Source organism: Lyngbya sp. CCY1209, from assembly GCF_055795065.1.
The window spans coordinates 1-15,714 of sequence record NZ_JAYFER010000700.1; the positions used below are offsets into that span (position 1 = coordinate 1).

General features: G+C 57.9%; 13 protein-coding genes. 11 read left to right on the forward strand and 2 right to left on the reverse strand.

Going from position 1 to position 15,714, the window contains the following annotated elements; all coding sequences use genetic code 11:
• The first annotated feature begins 330 nt into the window (after nucleotides 1-330).
• From AC0QHF_RS28910 to AC0QHF_RS28960, 11 genes are all read left to right on the forward strand, one after another.
• The gene (locus AC0QHF_RS28910) at nucleotides 331-1,065 is read left to right on the forward strand and encodes an MORN repeat-containing protein (protein ID WP_324707742.1); all 735 of its coding nucleotides are present in this window, start codon (nucleotides 331-333) and stop codon (nucleotides 1,063-1,065) included.
• 58 nt (nucleotides 1,066-1,123) lie between these two features.
• Entirely contained in the window at nucleotides 1,124-1,744 is a 621-nt protein-coding gene (locus AC0QHF_RS28915; RefSeq protein ID WP_324707743.1) for a DUF6391 domain-containing protein, read from the forward strand.
• Nucleotides 1,745-1,975: 231 nt separating this feature from the next.
• The gene (locus AC0QHF_RS28920) at nucleotides 1,976-2,203 is read left to right on the forward strand and encodes a photosystem I reaction center subunit IV (protein WP_324707744.1); all 228 of its coding nucleotides are present in this window, start codon (nucleotides 1,976-1,978) and stop codon (nucleotides 2,201-2,203) included.
• Nucleotides 2,204-2,239: 36 nt separating this feature from the next.
• The gene (locus AC0QHF_RS28925; protein ID WP_324707745.1) at nucleotides 2,240-3,133 is read left to right on the forward strand and encodes a DNA-formamidopyrimidine glycosylase; all 894 of its coding nucleotides are present in this window, start codon (nucleotides 2,240-2,242) and stop codon (nucleotides 3,131-3,133) included.
• Between the two features lie 609 nt (nucleotides 3,134-3,742).
• Nucleotides 3,743-5,125 carry a calcium-binding protein gene (locus tag AC0QHF_RS28930; RefSeq protein WP_324707746.1) on the forward strand — a complete coding sequence of 461 codons (1,383 nt, stop codon included), beginning with the start codon at nucleotides 3,743-3,745 and terminating at the stop codon, nucleotides 5,123-5,125.
• 197 nt (nucleotides 5,126-5,322) lie between these two features.
• Nucleotides 5,323-5,763 carry a hypothetical protein gene (locus AC0QHF_RS28935; protein WP_324707747.1) on the forward strand — a complete coding sequence of 147 codons (441 nt, stop codon included), beginning with the start codon at nucleotides 5,323-5,325 and terminating at the stop codon, nucleotides 5,761-5,763.
• A gap of 132 nt (nucleotides 5,764-5,895) precedes the next feature.
• Nucleotides 5,896-6,555, forward strand: coding sequence for a phosphoribosylglycinamide formyltransferase (gene purN, locus AC0QHF_RS28940; RefSeq protein WP_324707748.1), 660 nt, complete (start codon nucleotides 5,896-5,898; stop codon nucleotides 6,553-6,555).
• Nucleotides 6,556-6,580: 25 nt separating this feature from the next.
• Nucleotides 6,581-11,146 (forward strand): PAS domain-containing protein, encoded by a 4,566-nt coding sequence (locus tag AC0QHF_RS28945; protein ID WP_324707749.1) that lies wholly within the window; start codon nucleotides 6,581-6,583, stop codon nucleotides 11,144-11,146.
• 66 nt (nucleotides 11,147-11,212) lie between these two features.
• Nucleotides 11,213-12,772 carry a response regulator gene (locus AC0QHF_RS28950; protein ID WP_324707750.1) on the forward strand — a complete coding sequence of 520 codons (1,560 nt, stop codon included), beginning with the start codon at nucleotides 11,213-11,215 and terminating at the stop codon, nucleotides 12,770-12,772.
• Nucleotides 12,773-12,817: 45 nt separating this feature from the next.
• Nucleotides 12,818-13,588, forward strand: a complete 771-nt coding sequence (locus AC0QHF_RS28955; RefSeq protein ID WP_324707751.1) for an asparagine synthase-related protein — start codon at nucleotides 12,818-12,820, stop codon at nucleotides 13,586-13,588.
• A 5-nt stretch (nucleotides 13,589-13,593) separates the two neighbouring features.
• Complete coding sequence (locus AC0QHF_RS28960; RefSeq protein ID WP_324707752.1) at nucleotides 13,594-13,992, forward strand: asparagine synthase-related protein; 399 nt, start codon at nucleotides 13,594-13,596, stop codon at nucleotides 13,990-13,992.
• A gap of 92 nt (nucleotides 13,993-14,084) precedes the next feature.
• Here AC0QHF_RS28960 and AC0QHF_RS28965 read toward each other — a convergent pair whose 3' ends face one another.
• Both AC0QHF_RS28965 and AC0QHF_RS28970 read right to left on the reverse strand, forming a co-directional pair.
• Complete coding sequence (locus tag AC0QHF_RS28965; RefSeq protein ID WP_324707753.1) at nucleotides 14,085-14,774, reverse strand: toprim domain-containing protein; 690 nt, start codon at nucleotides 14,772-14,774, stop codon at nucleotides 14,085-14,087.
• Complete coding sequence (locus tag AC0QHF_RS28970; protein WP_324707754.1) at nucleotides 14,759-15,712, reverse strand: diaminopimelate decarboxylase family protein; 954 nt, start codon at nucleotides 15,710-15,712, stop codon at nucleotides 14,759-14,761. The genes AC0QHF_RS28965 and AC0QHF_RS28970 overlap by 16 nt, the downstream gene beginning before the upstream one ends.
• Nucleotides 15,713-15,714 lie beyond the last annotated feature (2 nt).

Here is a 15,714-nt window from a genome sequence, read left to right on the forward strand (position 1 = left end):
CTCCAACTGCTGCACCGCCACTGTCACGATGCCAAGACTGCCATAGATGGTAGCCTAAGCAAGAGTCGTACTCATGATAACGAGACGACTGAACTAGGAGCCGTGTGAGGCGAAAGTCTCATGCACGGTTCTGAATGGGAGGGAGAGAAGGTGACTTCTCTCTCGACCCTAATACCGCCCAACCCCCAGGGGAAAATGCCAACATGATTGTGATGCCCCCGAACTCCGAACGGCTTCGCGATCGCTCTTGAGGGCAACGACCCCTACACCATTCCGAATTCTAGGGGGTCGGGATTGAATCGAACTCCAAATGCGCGATGGGTCAGTGTCATGTTTCATTCCACGCCAAAAAAATTGAGTTTTGCGGCCGCGGCGACCGTCGCCTGTGCGGGAACCCTGGGCCTCGGTCCTTCGCTGCCGGTTGTCGCTCAGGATGCGGGAGGGCGTCCTCCGGTGTGCGAGGGGCAACTCCCCACCGGACAGGTGAAATGTAACTACGAGGGGGGCGACAACTACAAGGGCGGCTTCGTCAACGGCCAGCCGGAAGGGCGGGGCGTCTACGTTTACGCCAACCGCGATCGCTACGAGGGCGAATTTCGCAACGGCCTCCCCAACGGTCAGGGGGTGTTCATCTTCTCGGACGATTCCCGGGTGGTGGGGGTGTTCCAGGACGGTAACATCACCCAGGGAACCGTCATCTTCCCCAACGGCGATCGCTACGTCGGCGAATTCGAGCTGGTGACTGAAATTGGCAGCGGCGTGACCAGCAGCCAACCCGACGGCCAGGGAGAGTTTATCTACGCCAACGGCGATCGCTTCGAGGGCGAATTCTTCGCCGGCGGACCCTTCGGCCGGGGTACCTTCACCCGCACCGACGGCACCCGCTGTCAGGGAGAGTTCTTCAACCAAGAACTTGACGGCAAGGGGACTTGCACCTTCCCCAACGGTTTTCGCTACGAAGGCGAATTTCGGGGCGGCATCCCCCACGGCCAGGGCGTGCTGATCGACCCCGGCGGAAAGCGCTTTCCCGGAACCTTCCGCGACGGCCAGCGACAAGACAATTGATAATTGATAATTGACAATTGATAATTATCAATTATTCACCACTTCTCCCCAGATTCACATGACATCTTCTGCAAGTTCTGCCTCCAGTTCCAGTTCCTTTCCCTTCGAGTTCGTCGCCGACCCCGGCCAAGATCGGGAGCTTCTCGATCGCCTGGGGTTCATTTCCGGGTTGAAGGAAGTGCTGACCATCCGCCAGGTCCACGCCCTCGAACACGCCACCGTCTGGGTGTTGGAGGAAATGGCGGGGGCCGAAAATGACGGGTCCCGGGGCGATCGCCTGGGGGGGATGTCCACCGAAACCGGATTTTACCTCTACGGGCCGGTCAACTCGGAGCGACTGCGGCGAGCCGTACAAATCGCCCTGCACCGCCTCACCCGGGGAGAGTGGGATCTGGCGGTCCACCCCCGCTGCGGGACGAATCTATCCGTAGGGATGTTGATGGCGGGGGGGTTGGCCGTGGGCATGAGCTGGCTGCTGCCCAAAGGCCCCGTCGAACAACTGCTGGGACTCGGAATGGCCGCGGCGGTGGCGACCCAGTTGAGTCCCGACTTGGGACAGTTGGCCCAGCGATACGTCACCACCGCCATTCCCTTCAACTTGCGGGTGGTGGAAGTGAGCGCAACCCGGGACTGGTGGGAACGTCCGGCGCACTTCGTCCGGGTCGAGTGGATCGATTAGCAATAAAACTTAAAAGAATGAAGTGAACTAGAACGCAGATCCAGTAGTAGGCTGTAGATTAATTAAACTCAAACTCACGGTCGGGCAGGCCGTGAAAGCTTGTGGAGGGCTAGGCTACGACCCGGACGTCGTAAAACTCCGGCTCCCGGTGAAGCAAGAATCCCCGTCCCTTGCGGGCGGGGAGTGCCACACGCTTTTATCCGTTTTTACAGTACAGAGGAAAAGAAGCCCATGGTTCAACGTGGTTCTAAAGTTCGCATCCTGCGGAAAGAGTCCTACTGGTATCAAGAAGTTGGAACCGTCGTTTCCGTCGATCAAAGCGGAATTCGCTATCCGGTGATCGTTCGCTTTGAAAAAGTGAACTACAACTCCTACTCCGGCGTCGATGGCGGTGTCAATACCAACAACTTTGCAGAAGACGAGTTGATGGAAGTTGCCGCCCCGGCTAAGAAGAAGTAGGCGCAACGATCGCTCTCAATACGATCGCCCGATTCGGTGCCGGAGTTACCTGAAGTTGAAACCGTTAAGGAGGGTCTGAACCAGACGACCCTCGACCAGAATATCGTGGGTGGGGACGTGCTGTTGACGCGCACGATCGCCCGCCCGCTTTCTGCGTCCGAGTTCATCTCGGGGGTGCAAAATGTCGCGATCGCCCGCTGGTATCGGCGGGGAAAATATCTGTTGGCCCGACTCGCCCCACCGGGCCGGCAACCCGATCCCGCCATCGAAACCCCCAGAATCGAAACCCAAACCTCCGAAGCCGGTTGGCTGGGCGTCCACCTGCGGATGACCGGACAACTGCTGTGGCTGACCCCGGAAGAACCCCTGCAAAAACATACCCGCGTCCGCCTCTTCTTTGCGGGAGGACGGGAACTGCGGTTCGTCGATCAGCGCACCTTTGGCCAGATGTGGTGGGTGCCCCCCGATGTCGTCGCCGCAGACGTGATTTCCGGGTTGCGGGAATTGGGACCCGAACCCCTGAGCGAAGAATTTTCTCCCGAATATTTAGCCGGCCGGCTGCGGCTCGCGCGGCGTCCCGTCAAAACCGCCCTCCTCGACCAGTCTTTCATCGCCGGGTTGGGGAATATCTACGCCGACGAAGCCCTATTTTTGTCGGGAATTCGACCGACCACCCCCAGTTGTCAGGTGACGTCCAAACAGGTCGAAGCCCTGCACCCCCAGATCCTCCGGGTTTTGGAAGATGCGATCGCCTCCGGGGGAACCACCATCCGCAACTTCCTCAACGTCGAAGGGGTCAACGGCAACTACGGCGGCCGCGCCTGGGTTTACAACCGCGAGGGCGAACCCTGCCGGGTTTGCGAAACTCCCATTCAACGCCTCAAACTGGCGGGGCGATCGGCCCATTTTTGTCCCCGATGCCAGCATTAGAGACACATCCCGCCGCCCCGGGGACTTCACGAAAACTTTACACAAATTCCGATGATTTTCAAAAAACCCGATTGACTCGCATAAATCGCGCCGTTTATTCTATTTTTTAACTGCTTATATTAGACCCGGTTGTTGACCGAAACGCGATGGCAGATCGCCGCCAGCTCCCCCTTGTCGAGGGGGATAAATTGTGGATTGATGAGAACCCTGAAACCCGGGAAATCGGACCGGATTTGATCTTATATCAGATCCGGTTTTCGACCGTCAATCGACCGTCAATCCCGCTGATATTGGTGCGATCGGCCATATTGCGCCTCGACTCTCCCCCGTACCGAAACCCCAAATTTTTGGGTCGGCGACCGGAATTTTATCTCCGGCAGACCGCCGGAACAAGGCAACAGTCAATGCCCAAAAAAAACGCTTTTACCTTGCGGGTTTTAGCGTCAGTCTTCCCCCGTCCAGAGCGCAAAAAAATATAAATACCCTCAAATAATGTTATCTGGTTTTCCCAAAAAAGAACTCAATTTTAGAGAATTGAATTCCCCAATTGATAGCTGTTTTGGTTTGCGACTACCGATGGAACATCGACAGGAAACAAAGGAATAAAAAATGCTGACCAATCAAACGATTCCAGGTGCGAACAACAATGTCAAAGTTTTCGGCGACTCCGAAGAAAATGCGATTGATGGGCTGACCGGCAACGACATCATTTTCGGACGGGCCGGCGCCGATGACCTTTCCGGTTCGGACGGCAACGACAAACTTTTCGGCGAGGAAGATAACGACACCCTGAACGGGGGAAGTGGCAACGATTTAGCCCGGGGAGACGCCGGAGATGATGTCGCCTACGGTGGCGAGGGCAATGACAAGCTCCTGAGCGGCGAAGGGGCGGACTCCCTCGACGGGGGCGATGGCAAAGACTTGCTCAAAGCCGAAGCCGGAGACGACCAATTAATCGGCGGCAACGACAACGACAAACTCCTCGCCGGGGAAGGTGAAGACATCCTCGACGGGGGCGAGGGCAAAGACTTGCTCAAAGCCGAAGACGGAAACGATCTCTTAGACGGCGGCAACGAAAACGACAACCTCCTCGCCGGTGAGGGAGATGACACCCTCGACGGCGGGGCGGGTAACGACCTACTCCGGGCCGATGGCGGCAATGACACCCTTGATGGGGGTGGCAACAACGACAAACTCCTCGCCGGCGACGGAGATGACGACCTCACCGGGGGCGACGGCAACGACCTGGTCAAAGGCGATGCCGGAGATGACCGACTCCGGGGCGATGCCAGCGACGACAAACTCTTCGGGGGCGACGGAGATGACATCCTCGAAGGGGGCGACGGCGACGACCTGCTCAGGGGCGACACCGGAAATGACCAACTGTTGGGTCAGTTGGGAGATGATGAAATCCGGGGCGACGAGGGAGCGGACACGATATTTGCGGGCCAGGGCAACGATCTGGCCAAGGGACGAGATGGAAATGACCTGATCTTCGGCGACAAGGGAGACGACGAGGTATTGGGCGACGGCGGAAACGACGAACTCTTCGGCGGCGAAGGCAACGATCTCGTCAAAGGCGATGCCGGAGATGACTTGCTTTTCGGAGGCCAGGGCAACGACTCCGTGAACGGGGGTCTCGGCAATGATACGATCAACGGCGACCTCGGGGATGACGACCTGAAGGGAAAAGAAGGAGATGACGAACTTTTGGGGGGTGACGGAAATGACATCCTCGACGGGGAGCTCGGCAACGATATCCTGACCGGGGGAAGTGGGGCCGATTTATTCATACTCGGACCGGGGGAAGGGACCGATCGCATCACCGACTTTGAGGCGATCGATACCATCGGATTGTCGGGAGGCCTGCGGTTGGAGGGCCTGAGTTTCTCCGGCGGCGATATTATCGTGGCGGCCACCGGCGAGGTGTTGGCGACTCTGGTCGGCGTGGATGCCACGGTCTTGGGTGAGAGCAATTTTCTGATCATTTGAGGGCGACGGACGGGCAATCCGCTGAGTTCGCCTCAAACCGGCAACCCATTGGATTAGATTGAGCAAAAGGCCCCGACTCGCGGGGCCTTTTTTTGACGGCCGGATACAGATCGCCGCCACCGCCTGCGGACGGAGGCCGATCGCATCCAAACGCGCTATCGTAATTCAACATGATTGTCAAGTTGCGATCGGAGCGAATGATGCGAAGCGTATTGGGATTGATGGCAACTGTTTTACTTTGGGCGACTCCGGTGTTAGCCCAGGTTTCAGACGCCCAGGTGCGGGCGCTGGTGGAGGCCCTGCGACGGGCGGCACCGCAGACGGGGACGGCAGATGACGGACTCTATAGCGACTGGCAGATCAAGCCGGAGAATATCCCCAGGTGGTCGAGACTCTGCATCGGCGAGGAACTGACCCCCGCCCAGTTCGAGGCCAACGATGCCAAGGCCCGCCAGGTGTTGGGGTGCGTGATGAAAGATATCCTGGAAGAGGAATATGCCAACAGCGGCAATAACGAGATGGTGGCGGTGCGCCGGGCGGCGGCGTGGTGGATGACGGGGGACCCGAACCAGTACGACGCCCCCCAGACGGCGGATTACACCCAGCAGGTGCTGCAATTTTATCAACAGCAGCGATAGGAGCGATCGCGTGACGGGATCGGAGATAGCTGCGATAATTCAAGCAGGCAATTTGAAAAGCCCCCCGCAATGGGGGAGTTTTTCGGCCCGAGAATCGGGTCAGCTCCGCGATCCCATCCATTGTTTGAGTTCATGAACCTCCATCCGACCCCCGTCGATACCACGTCCCACCTGATTTCACCGCCGGTGCCCTCGCCGCTGTTCGTACCGGGGAAACCCCTCAAGTTGGGGGTTTTGGCTTCCGGGAGCGGCAGCAACTTTGAGGCGATCGCCCGGACGATCGGCGACGGGAAGCTCAACGCCCAGATCGAAATTTTAATTCACAACAACCCGAAAGCCGGGGTGATCCGCAGGGCGGAAAAGTTCGACGTGCCCGCCATCCTCGTCAACCATCGGGAATACAACACTCGGGAAGCCTTCGACGCGGCAGTTGTCAAAACTTTAAATCAATACGATTTGGATTTGATCGTGTTTGCGGGGTGGATGCGGATCGCCACCCGCGTTTTGGTGGAAGCGTTTCCCCACAAAATGATCAACCTGCACCCCGCCCTGCTGCCGAGTTTTCCGGGCATCCGCGGCGTGGAACAAGCCTTGGAGGCTGGAGTCAAAATAACGGGGTGTACGGTGCACCTGGTGGAATTGGAAGTCGATCGCGGCCCGATTTTGATGCAGGCGGCGGTTCCGGTGGCGCCCGATGACACCCGAGAAACCCTCCACCGCCGCATTCAGGTGTTGGAACATCAGATCCTGGTGGGGGCGATCGCTTTATTGCAAGCCGCCGAGTCCCATTGATGGCAGGAGGAGACCCGAACCCCCAATGCCGGCCCCATTAAACGAGATTTTCAAGACCGCCATCCGACAGGTGCGGGAACTGTTGAAAGCCGATCGCGCCCTCCTGTACCGGTTCGAGCCGGACATGGGGGGGGCGATCGTCGCCGAGTCCACCCTCAGAGAATATCCCCCCTGCCTGAATACCCCGATCGTCGAGCCCTGCTTTCGATCGGCGCAGATCGCCAACCCCTACCGGGAGGGCCGGATCTTGACGATCGCTGACATTGACACCGCCGACCTGAACCCCTGCCACCGGGAAATGCTGGAGCGGTTCCAGGTGCGGGCCAACCTGGTGGTGCCGGTGCTGCTGCCGGACGCGCCGCTGCCCTATTTGTGGGGGCTGCTGATCGTCCACCAGTGCGGCGGACCCCGGGAGTGGCGGGAGGCCGACATCCAACTCCTCCAACAATTGTCCGTGCAGGTGGGCGTCTCCGTCCAACAGGCCGAACTCCACCGAGACGCCCTGGCGCTCAACCGCACCCTGGAACAGAAGGTCGCCGAACGGACTCGGGAACTGGAAACCCTGGCGCGGCGGGAACGGCTGATGTCCCGCATCGCCGCCCAGATCCGCGCCTCCCTGGACTTGCCGACCATTTTGGATTCCACCGTGGGGGAACTCCGGGAGGCCCTGGCCTGCGATCGCGTCATCATTTACCAGTTCCGCCCCGACCTGAGCGGCACCGTCGTCGCCGAAGCGATCTCGGAGGGGGGAAAAAGCGTCCTGCACACCGAAGTCCACGATCCCTGCGTCAGCCCGGAGTGGGTCGAACCCTACCGGCGAGGTCAAATTCGGGTCGTCAACGACATCTACGAAGCGTCGATGACCCTGTGCCACCAGGAAATGCTGTTGAGCTTCGACATCCGCGCCAAGCTGATGGCGCCGGTGGTGGTGGATGACCGACTGTGGGGGCTGACGATCGCCAGTCACCGGGACCGACCCCGGCAATGGCAACCCGAGGAAATCGAACTGCTGCGGCAGATCTCGACCCAGGTGGCGATCGCCATCCGGCAGGCGACGGCCTACGAAACCGCCCGCACCGAACTGGCCGAACGGCGGAAAGCCGAGCGCCGCTACGCCTCCCTGGTCGCCGCCAGCCCCGTGGGCATCTTTCAGACCGACCGGGCGGGATTTTGCACCTATATCAACGATCGCTGCTGCCAGATGCTGGGTTTGACCCCGGAAACCGCCCGGGGACGCCGGTGGGAAGAGAGCTTGCACCCCGAAGACCGCGATCGGGTGGTCGCCGAGTGGGAGCGGTCGGTGGCAGAAAATCGCCCCTTCCAACTCGAATACCGGTTTCTGCGGGCCGACGGGGAGATCACCTGGGTCTACGGCCAGTGCGTCCCCGAAGTCAACGAGCGGCGGGAGGTCGTCGGCTACTTGGGGACGGTGACGGATATCGGCGATCGCAGGCGGGCCGAAATCGCCCTGGAACGGCTCAACCGGGAACTCGAAAACCGGGTCGAGAGCCGCACCGCCAAACTGCAAGAGTCCCGAGAGCAACTCCGCCACCTTTCCGACCGCCTGGAACTGGCGATCAAATCCGGGGCGATCGGGATCTGGGATTGGGACGTGACCCGCAACGTCCTCACCTGGGACGACCGGATGTATGAACTCTACGGCATCGCCCCGGACGAATTCGGCAACGTTTACGACGGCTGGGCCGACCGCGTCCACCCCGACGACCGCCTTTCGGCCGAGAGGGCGATCGCCGAGGCCCTGGGGGGGGAAAAAGACTACGACCCCGAATTTCGGGTGATTCTCCCCGGCGGCGGCGTGCGCCACATCAAGGGCTACGCCCTGGTGAACCGGGACGAAGTGGGCAACCCCGAACGGATGATCGGCATCAACTACGACATCAGCGATCGCAAGCGGGCCGAAGAAACCCTGCTCAAATGGGAAGCCCACCTGCGGACGGCCCAGCGCATCGGCAAACTGGGCAGTTGGGAATTGGACGTGGCCACCGGCCGCGTCACCTGGTCGGAGGAGACCTTCCGCATTTTCGGGCTGCAACCGGGGACGCAAGCCCCCTCATTCGAGGCGATCTCGCAATTGTTCCACCCCGACGACCGCCCAATCCACGAAACCGCCGTCAAACGGGCGATCGCCACCGCCAGTCCCTACGACCTCGAATCCCGCGTCCGCCGCGCCGATGGTGCCTGGATCGATATCGTCGCCCGGGGCGAACCCCTATGCGACGCCGCCGGCAACGTCACCCAACTCGTCGGCACGGTGCAGGACGTCACCGAGCGGAAATTAGCCGAACGGCGGTTGCACGAAGCCCGGTCGGCGGCCGAATACGCCAACCGCGCCAAGAGCGAATTTCTGGCTCTGATGAGCCACGAGATCCGCACCCCCATGAACGCCATCCTGGGGCTGACCTATTTGACTCAAAAAACCGACCTCACGCCGCTGCAGACGGACTACCTCGGCAAAATTGAGATTTCCGCCCAATCCCTGCTGCAAATCATCAACGACATCCTCGACTTCTCCAAAATCGAGGCCGGGAAGCTGGAACTGGAGTCGGCCCCCTTTGAACTCGACGAAATTCTCAACAACATCTCCAACATCCTCGCCCTCAAGGCCGTCGAAAAGGGCATCGAACTGATCTTTCGCACCGGGGACGACGTGCCGCCCACCTTGGTCGGGGATTCCCTGCGCCTGTCCCAGGTGCTGATGAACCTGACCGGTAACGCCGTCAAATTCACCCCCGAGGGCAGCGTGCTGGTGTCGGTGGAAACCCTCGGCGCGGCCGAGGGGACGGTGAGGCTCAAATTTACCGTCCGGGATACGGGCATCGGCCTGAGTCCGTCCCAAATGGACAACCTGTTTGAAGCCTTCACCCAGGCGGATGCCTCCACCACCCGCAAATACAGCGGCACCGGCTTGGGGCTGGCGATTTGCAAGCGCCTGGTGAATTTGATGGGCGGCGAAATCGGGGTGGAAAGCGAGCTCGGCCGGGGCAGCAGTTTTTACTTTCACATCGAATTCGGCTACCTCTGCGAAGTGAACTCTGCTTTCGGACAGGCGCCCGTTCCCGACCTGCGCGGGGTCAAGTCCCTGGTGGTCGATGATAATCCCCAGGTGCGGGAGATTCTGGCGGAGATTTTGGAGTCCCTGTCGCTGCGCGTCACCTCCGCCACCTCCGGGTTTGAAGCCCTGGAACTGTTGCGGCGGGCCCCCTCGGACGACCCCTTTGAACTGGTGTTGATGGACTGGTGTATGCCGAGCCTCGACGGCATCGAGACGAGCCGACACATCAAAGCGGACCCCCGACTGTCTCACATCCCCCACATCCTGATGGTGACGGCTTACAACCGACCGGATATCCGGCAGTTGGCGGCGTCCGTGGGGATCGAGGCCCTGCTGCCGAAACCGATCGATCGCTCCCGGCTGTTCGACTCGATTTCGGAGGTGTTCGGTTGCGGGGTTCCCACTCGGAAGCAAAGGAAGCAGCCGGCGCTGGAACTGGAAATGTTGTCTGCCATTCGGGGGGCGCGGATTTTGCTGGTGGAAGATAATGAGGTCAACCAACAGATCGCCGTGGAGTTGTTGGCGGCGGCGGGGATGGATGTGGATGTGGCTTGGAACGGGATCGAGGCGGTGGAGAAGGTGCGCTCGTCGGGTTACGATTTGATTTTGATGGACGTGCGGATGCCGAAAATGGACGGGCGGACGGCGACGCGGGAGATCCGCTCCCTGGCGGTGATGGGCGACCCGGAAACGGAGCGGTTCGCCACGGTGCCGATCGTCGCCATGACCGCCCACGCCATGAGCACGGACCGCGCCAAAAGCCTGGAGGCGGGGATGAACGACCACGTTTCCAAACCTATCGACCCGCCGCAATTGTACGGGGCGATCGCGAAGTGGATCGTCCCGGCCCGCCGGGATTTCCGTCCCGCCCCGCCGGGGGCGCTACCTGCGGATTCGGGGCCCCCGGCGGTGTCGTCGAGGCCGGGATTGAATGTGGAGCTGGGGTTGTCCCGCATCGGGGGCAATTCGGAGGCTTACCGGCGGCTGCTGGGGCGGTTCCGCACGGTCCACGCGGAGTCCGCCTCGGAGATCCGGGCGGCGATGGACGGGGGCGATCGCACCGCGGCTTTCAATCTTGTCCACAGCCTCAAGGGGGCGGCGGGGAATATCGGCGCCGACGACCTCTACCGGTCGGCTGACCGCCTGGAGCGGGAGTTGCGGCGGGAAATATCCCAAACCACCCAGACTGAGGATTTGAGCCGAGATCTCGCGGCGGTGATGGAGGCGATCGACGCCCTGCTGGCGGAGTGGGGCGAACCCGAGTCCGAACCCGAGCCCGAGTCCGCCGCGGAGCCTCTCGATGTCGCGGCGATCGCCAAAACGATCGCCGACATCATCGGGCTGCTGGAAGCGGATTTGGGGGAGGCGACCGCCCGTTTGGAAACCCTGCGGCGACAGGTGGGGGGCAAGTCACTGCGCGATCGGGTGGAGGCGATCGCCCGGCGACTCGCCGAATTCGACACCGACGAAGCCGAAAATTTGCTGCGCGATCTCGACCAAACGTTAGAAAATTATTAGATAATTCTAAGGCGAATTGATGCCTCCAATTCCGACCTAAAATTGATAACGGTGAATCGGTGTTTGATGATGAAACCCAAAATCTTGATTGTCGATGACAGCCCCGACAACTTACAAGTGCTGATGCAGATCCTCAAAGAGGATTATGCGGTCATCGCCGCCACGACGGGGGAAAAAGCGCTGCAACTGGCCGTCAAAGAACCGGTTCCGGATCTGATCGTCTTGGATGTGGTCATGCCCGAAATCGACGGATACGAAGTCTGTACCCGGTTGAAAGCCCACCCCGAGACTCGGGAAATTCCGGTGATTTTTGTGACCGCCCTCGGCGAGGTGGGCAACGAAACCAAAGGGTTCGAGTTGGGGGCGGTGGATTATATGACCAAACCCCTGAATCCGCCGGTGGTGAAAGCCCGGATTAAAAGCCACCTGACGCTCCGGAAACTCAATCAAGAATTGCAGCAAAAAAACCGGGCTTTGGCTCACATGACCCGCCTCAAAGACGAATTTTTGGCGAACATGAGCCACGAACTCCGCACCCCCCTGAACGCGATTTTGGGCATGGCGGAGGGGCTGCAAGAGGGGGTTTTGGGGGCGGTGACTGGGGAGCAGATGAAGGCGCTGCAAATTATCGAAAGCAGCGGTTCCCATTTGTTGGAGCTGATCAATGATATTTTGGATCTCTCAAAAATCGAGTCGGGTCAAATCAAGCTCGATCGCGCCCCCACATCCCTGGTTTATTTGTGTCAGTCTAGCTTGGAATTTGTCAAACATGGAGCGGTCAAAAAAAATATTCAATTGATGACGAAATTGCCGAAAAATCTCCCCGATGTATCAGTGGATGAGCGTCGGATTCGCCAAGTATTAATTAATCTGCTCAACAACGCCGTAAAATTTACGCCGGAGGGGGGTCGTATCACCCTGGACGTTTCTTTTTTATCCGTTGAAAATGATAAAAATTACCTGCGGATTGCGGTGGCGGATACGGGCATTGGCATCGCGCCGGAGGACATCAAAAAACTGTTCCGGCCTTTCGTTCAAATCGACAGCGCCTTGAATCGCACCAATGTGGGGACGGGTTTGGGATTGGCTTTGGTGAAGCGCATCGTCGAACTCCACGGCGGGGAAGTGGGGCTCGCCAGCGAAGTGGGGAAGGGGAGTTGTTTTACGGTGGATTTGCCCTGCGACGCGATCGCCCCCCCAGCTCCGGAACTGGAAAATCGGCCCGAAATGGGGGGAGAAATTGAAACGGTTCGACCGCCGATCTCGCCGTTGATTTTGCTGGCCGAAGATAACGAGGCGAATGGGAGTACGATTTCGAGTTATTTGAATGCGAAAGGGTATCGCGTCGTGGTGGCGAAAAATGGGGAGGAGGCGATCGCTTTGACCCGGACTCACAAACCGAATTTGATTTTGATGGATATTCAAATGCCGGGAATGGACGGTTTGGAGGCGATGGAAAAGATCCGCAACGATTTGCAGTTAGTCGAGGTTCCGATTGTGGCGATGACGGCTTTGGCGATGGCGGGCGATCGCGATCGCTCTCTGGCCGCCGGGGCAAATGATTACCTCAGCAAACCGGTCAGACTCAAGCAGTTGGTGGCGACAATTCAACAGTTTTTAGAATAAAAAAATTGGCAATTAAAATCGATTGATTTGGGTTTAAATTCGAGTATGTCTCTTTTGTCTCCGTTTCAGTTTTTGAGTTTCCCCCACCGTGATTTATTTCCGGTTTCACCGCCGCCTCAAAACGGGTGGGTGAGTTTCGGCATCGAAAGGGTTCCGGCGGGGGAGAGAACGTGGCAAGATGGGCCGATCGCCGTCTATCAAACTCGACCGACCGTCAGCTCGAATGGGCGATTTGTGGTGGTGGGAGAGGGCGACTTAATTGACAAAAATCATGGGCAATATAAACCCGATTTTATCGCCGAATTTTTCGCATCTTGTGGCGACATTCCCGGTGCGATCGCCCAATTGAATGGGATATTTGGATTGGTCATTTGGGATCGGGAGAATCGGGAATTGTGGCTGGCGCGGGATGCGGTGGGTGGGAAAACGTTGTATTATACGGCCGTCGGTGGGACGCTGCGGGTCGCGCCTCGGTTGAGAACGTTGGCAGCATTTCATTCGCGGGAATTGGATTCTGTGGCGTTGCGAGATTATCTTTCCTGTGCATTTGTTCCCGGAGAACAGACCCTCTGGCGGGGGGTTCGGGAACTGCGTCCGGGAACCCTACACCGCTGGTCTGAAGGGTCGATTTCACCACAGATAAAAGTGTATTGGCAACCGGAAGAAAAAATCGGCGATCGCGATCGTCCTTTGGAATTCCACGGCGAAAAATTGCGATCGCTGTTGGGTGCGATCGTGGAAGAATCCTTACCCCAAGGGGAACCCGTCGGCGCTTATTTATCCGGGGGATTGGATTCGAGGCGGATCACATTTTGACGAAGGTGAATAATCTAACCACGGCGGCGGAATTGAAAGGGCGATCGCCGTTATTTGACCGCCGTGTTGTCGAGTTGAGTTTGCGAACTCCCCCCGAATATAAATTGTCCGTCGCCGACGAAAAAGCGGTGTTGAAATCGGCCGCGGCGGGTCTTTTGCCGGATGCCATCATCCACCGTCCCAAAAGCGGAATGCGGGTTCCCGTGGGGTGGTGGTTTTCCCGGCACTGGCGGTGGCGGACGAAGGCGTTGCTGTTGAATAAAAATGCCGCGATCGCACCTTATATCAATCAGGGGTTTATCCGGGAGTTTTTCAATCCGGAGAGTCCGGCTTACCATCGCTTTGGGATTAAATTGTGGCTGTTGGTGAGTTTGGAAATTTGGTTGCAAACTTATCGAGATTGATGTTAATTTATGGAGGGGATTAACCACAGAGGCACAGAGAACACAGAGGGTTTTTGAGGTTTTTTTTGCCTTTTTGGTGAATGTTCGTCGTGTTATCCGAAGCTGGAAGAACTGAAAATTGCGATCTCCGTCGTCGTTGTCGTGTCGCTCGTTCCGTCAATGGCTTGACCCGTCCATTCGGTGCGACTCAGGGTCAAGGTTTGGGCGAGAATTTGCAGAAGTTTTCGGGGTGTCAATGACTCCAATTCCACGAAGTTTCCTTTTGCCAACCATTTGATTTCTTCGGGGGATAGGGTTTGTTTCACTGCGACTGAAATTTGGTTCGCCTGCTGTTGGGACTCGGCAGAATTGCGGACGAAGAAATCCCGACCCGAAAAAATTTGGCTGGGCCGCAAGCCGATATCATAAATTTCGATATCGCGATCGCCGAACCATTGGGGAGTATTCCGCAAGTGGTGTACCAAGCCGACACCGCGAGGACTGGCGTCGTGGAGTGCATAAACGGTCAATTTGGGGTTGCGTTTGAGCATTTCTAGAACGGTGCGAAAAATGCTTTGGGGATATCCGGTAATACTCAAGATGGCACAGTTATGCTCGAAGTGAAAGTTGTTGGCGAGGAGAAATTGGGCGATCGCGGATCGGTCGCAAACGATGACGCGATCGAAGCTGTAGGAACTGATTTCGGGACTGACAAAAGTTGTCGAATTTTCTTCTTTGGGAGAGGGCAATAATTTCTCGGGTTCGCCGTTGACTTGACTCCAACGATTTAACCACGTCTCCAATTCTTTTGATTTGACGGGAAATGCGTTGGCGATATCATGTTGATTTTCCCAACGCTTTTTTGGTCTTGCCGTTTCACCGAGATGACTTTTGTCAGCAGGGTTCCGCAACCGGCGATCGCGGCCCGTCCCGGTTCGATAATTAACTCGATATCTCGGTTTAAATTTCGCAGTGCGGCGGTGATTTCCTGTCCGAACATCCGCCAGTCGAAAGCGACATTTCCCTTTTGGTAGGGGTAGCCGAATCCACCGCCAAAGTCGAGATAATGCCAATCTGGCAGGTTTTGGGCGATCGCCAAAATCGGTTGTATGGACTGGGTAAATGCGGGGGTGGCGTTGGTTCCGGTGCCGCGATAAAAATGCAGTCCGGTAATTTTTAAGCCGCAGGATGCGGCAATTTTGACGGCATCGGGGAACTCCTGGGGGCGGATGCCGATGCGACTTTCGCCGGTGATTTCGGGATAATTTAAACGAAACCCGATGCGAGGTGAGAGTGGAGGTTTGACGGTTTGAAAAATTTCGCCAAATTCTTGCAGTTGCTGGAGGCTGTCCAAGTTGTAGGTGGCGATGCCCCAGTTGAGTAGCATTTCAAATTCCTGAGAACTCAGGTTGCTGCCGGTGAAGACAATTGTGGCGGGATCGAATCCGGCTTTCAATCCCAAAAAGGCATCTCCCGGCGTGTTGGCGTGGAGCCCCCAGCCGTGGCGGTTGAAAATTTTGAGCAATGAAATATTGCCGTTGGTGACGCTGGCGAATTGAAACTGGGTTTTGGGGTGGGGAATGGCGGCGGTAATTTCGGCGATGGTTGCGGCCAATTTGTCGCCGTCGTAGACGTACAAGGGAGAACCGTAATTGTCCAATAATTCTTCTGCCAATTCGGCGGAAAATGGCAAGTTGACGCGGGAATAATCGGTTGTATTTTCCGGTTTTTTGACGTTCATAA

Bases quoted from the DNA above. Each gene is read 5' to 3' on its own strand.
- AC0QHF_RS28910 (WP_324707742.1), top strand. From the start codon at position 331: ATGTTTCATTCCACGCCAAAAAAATTGAGTTTTGCGGCCGCGGCGACC.
- AC0QHF_RS28915 (WP_324707743.1), top strand. From the start codon at position 1,124: ATGACATCTTCTGCAAGTTCTGCCTCCAGTTCCAGTTCCTTTCCCTTC.
- AC0QHF_RS28920 (WP_324707744.1), top strand. From the start codon at position 1,976: ATGGTTCAACGTGGTTCTAAAGTTCGCATCCTGCGGAAAGAGTCCTAC.
- AC0QHF_RS28930 (WP_324707746.1), top strand. From the start codon at position 3,743: ATGCTGACCAATCAAACGATTCCAGGTGCGAACAACAATGTCAAAGTT.
- AC0QHF_RS28935 (WP_324707747.1), top strand. From the start codon at position 5,323: ATGATGCGAAGCGTATTGGGATTGATGGCAACTGTTTTACTTTGGGCG.
- purN (WP_324707748.1), top strand. From the start codon at position 5,896: ATGAACCTCCATCCGACCCCCGTCGATACCACGTCCCACCTGATTTCA.
- AC0QHF_RS28945 (WP_324707749.1), top strand. From the start codon at position 6,581: ATGCCGGCCCCATTAAACGAGATTTTCAAGACCGCCATCCGACAGGTG.
- AC0QHF_RS28950 (WP_324707750.1), top strand. From the start codon at position 11,213: ATGATGAAACCCAAAATCTTGATTGTCGATGACAGCCCCGACAACTTA.
- AC0QHF_RS28955 (WP_324707751.1), top strand. From the start codon at position 12,818: ATGTCTCTTTTGTCTCCGTTTCAGTTTTTGAGTTTCCCCCACCGTGAT.
- AC0QHF_RS28970 (WP_324707754.1), bottom strand. From the start codon at position 15,712: ATGAACGTCAAAAAACCGGAAAATACAACCGATTATTCCCGCGTCAAC.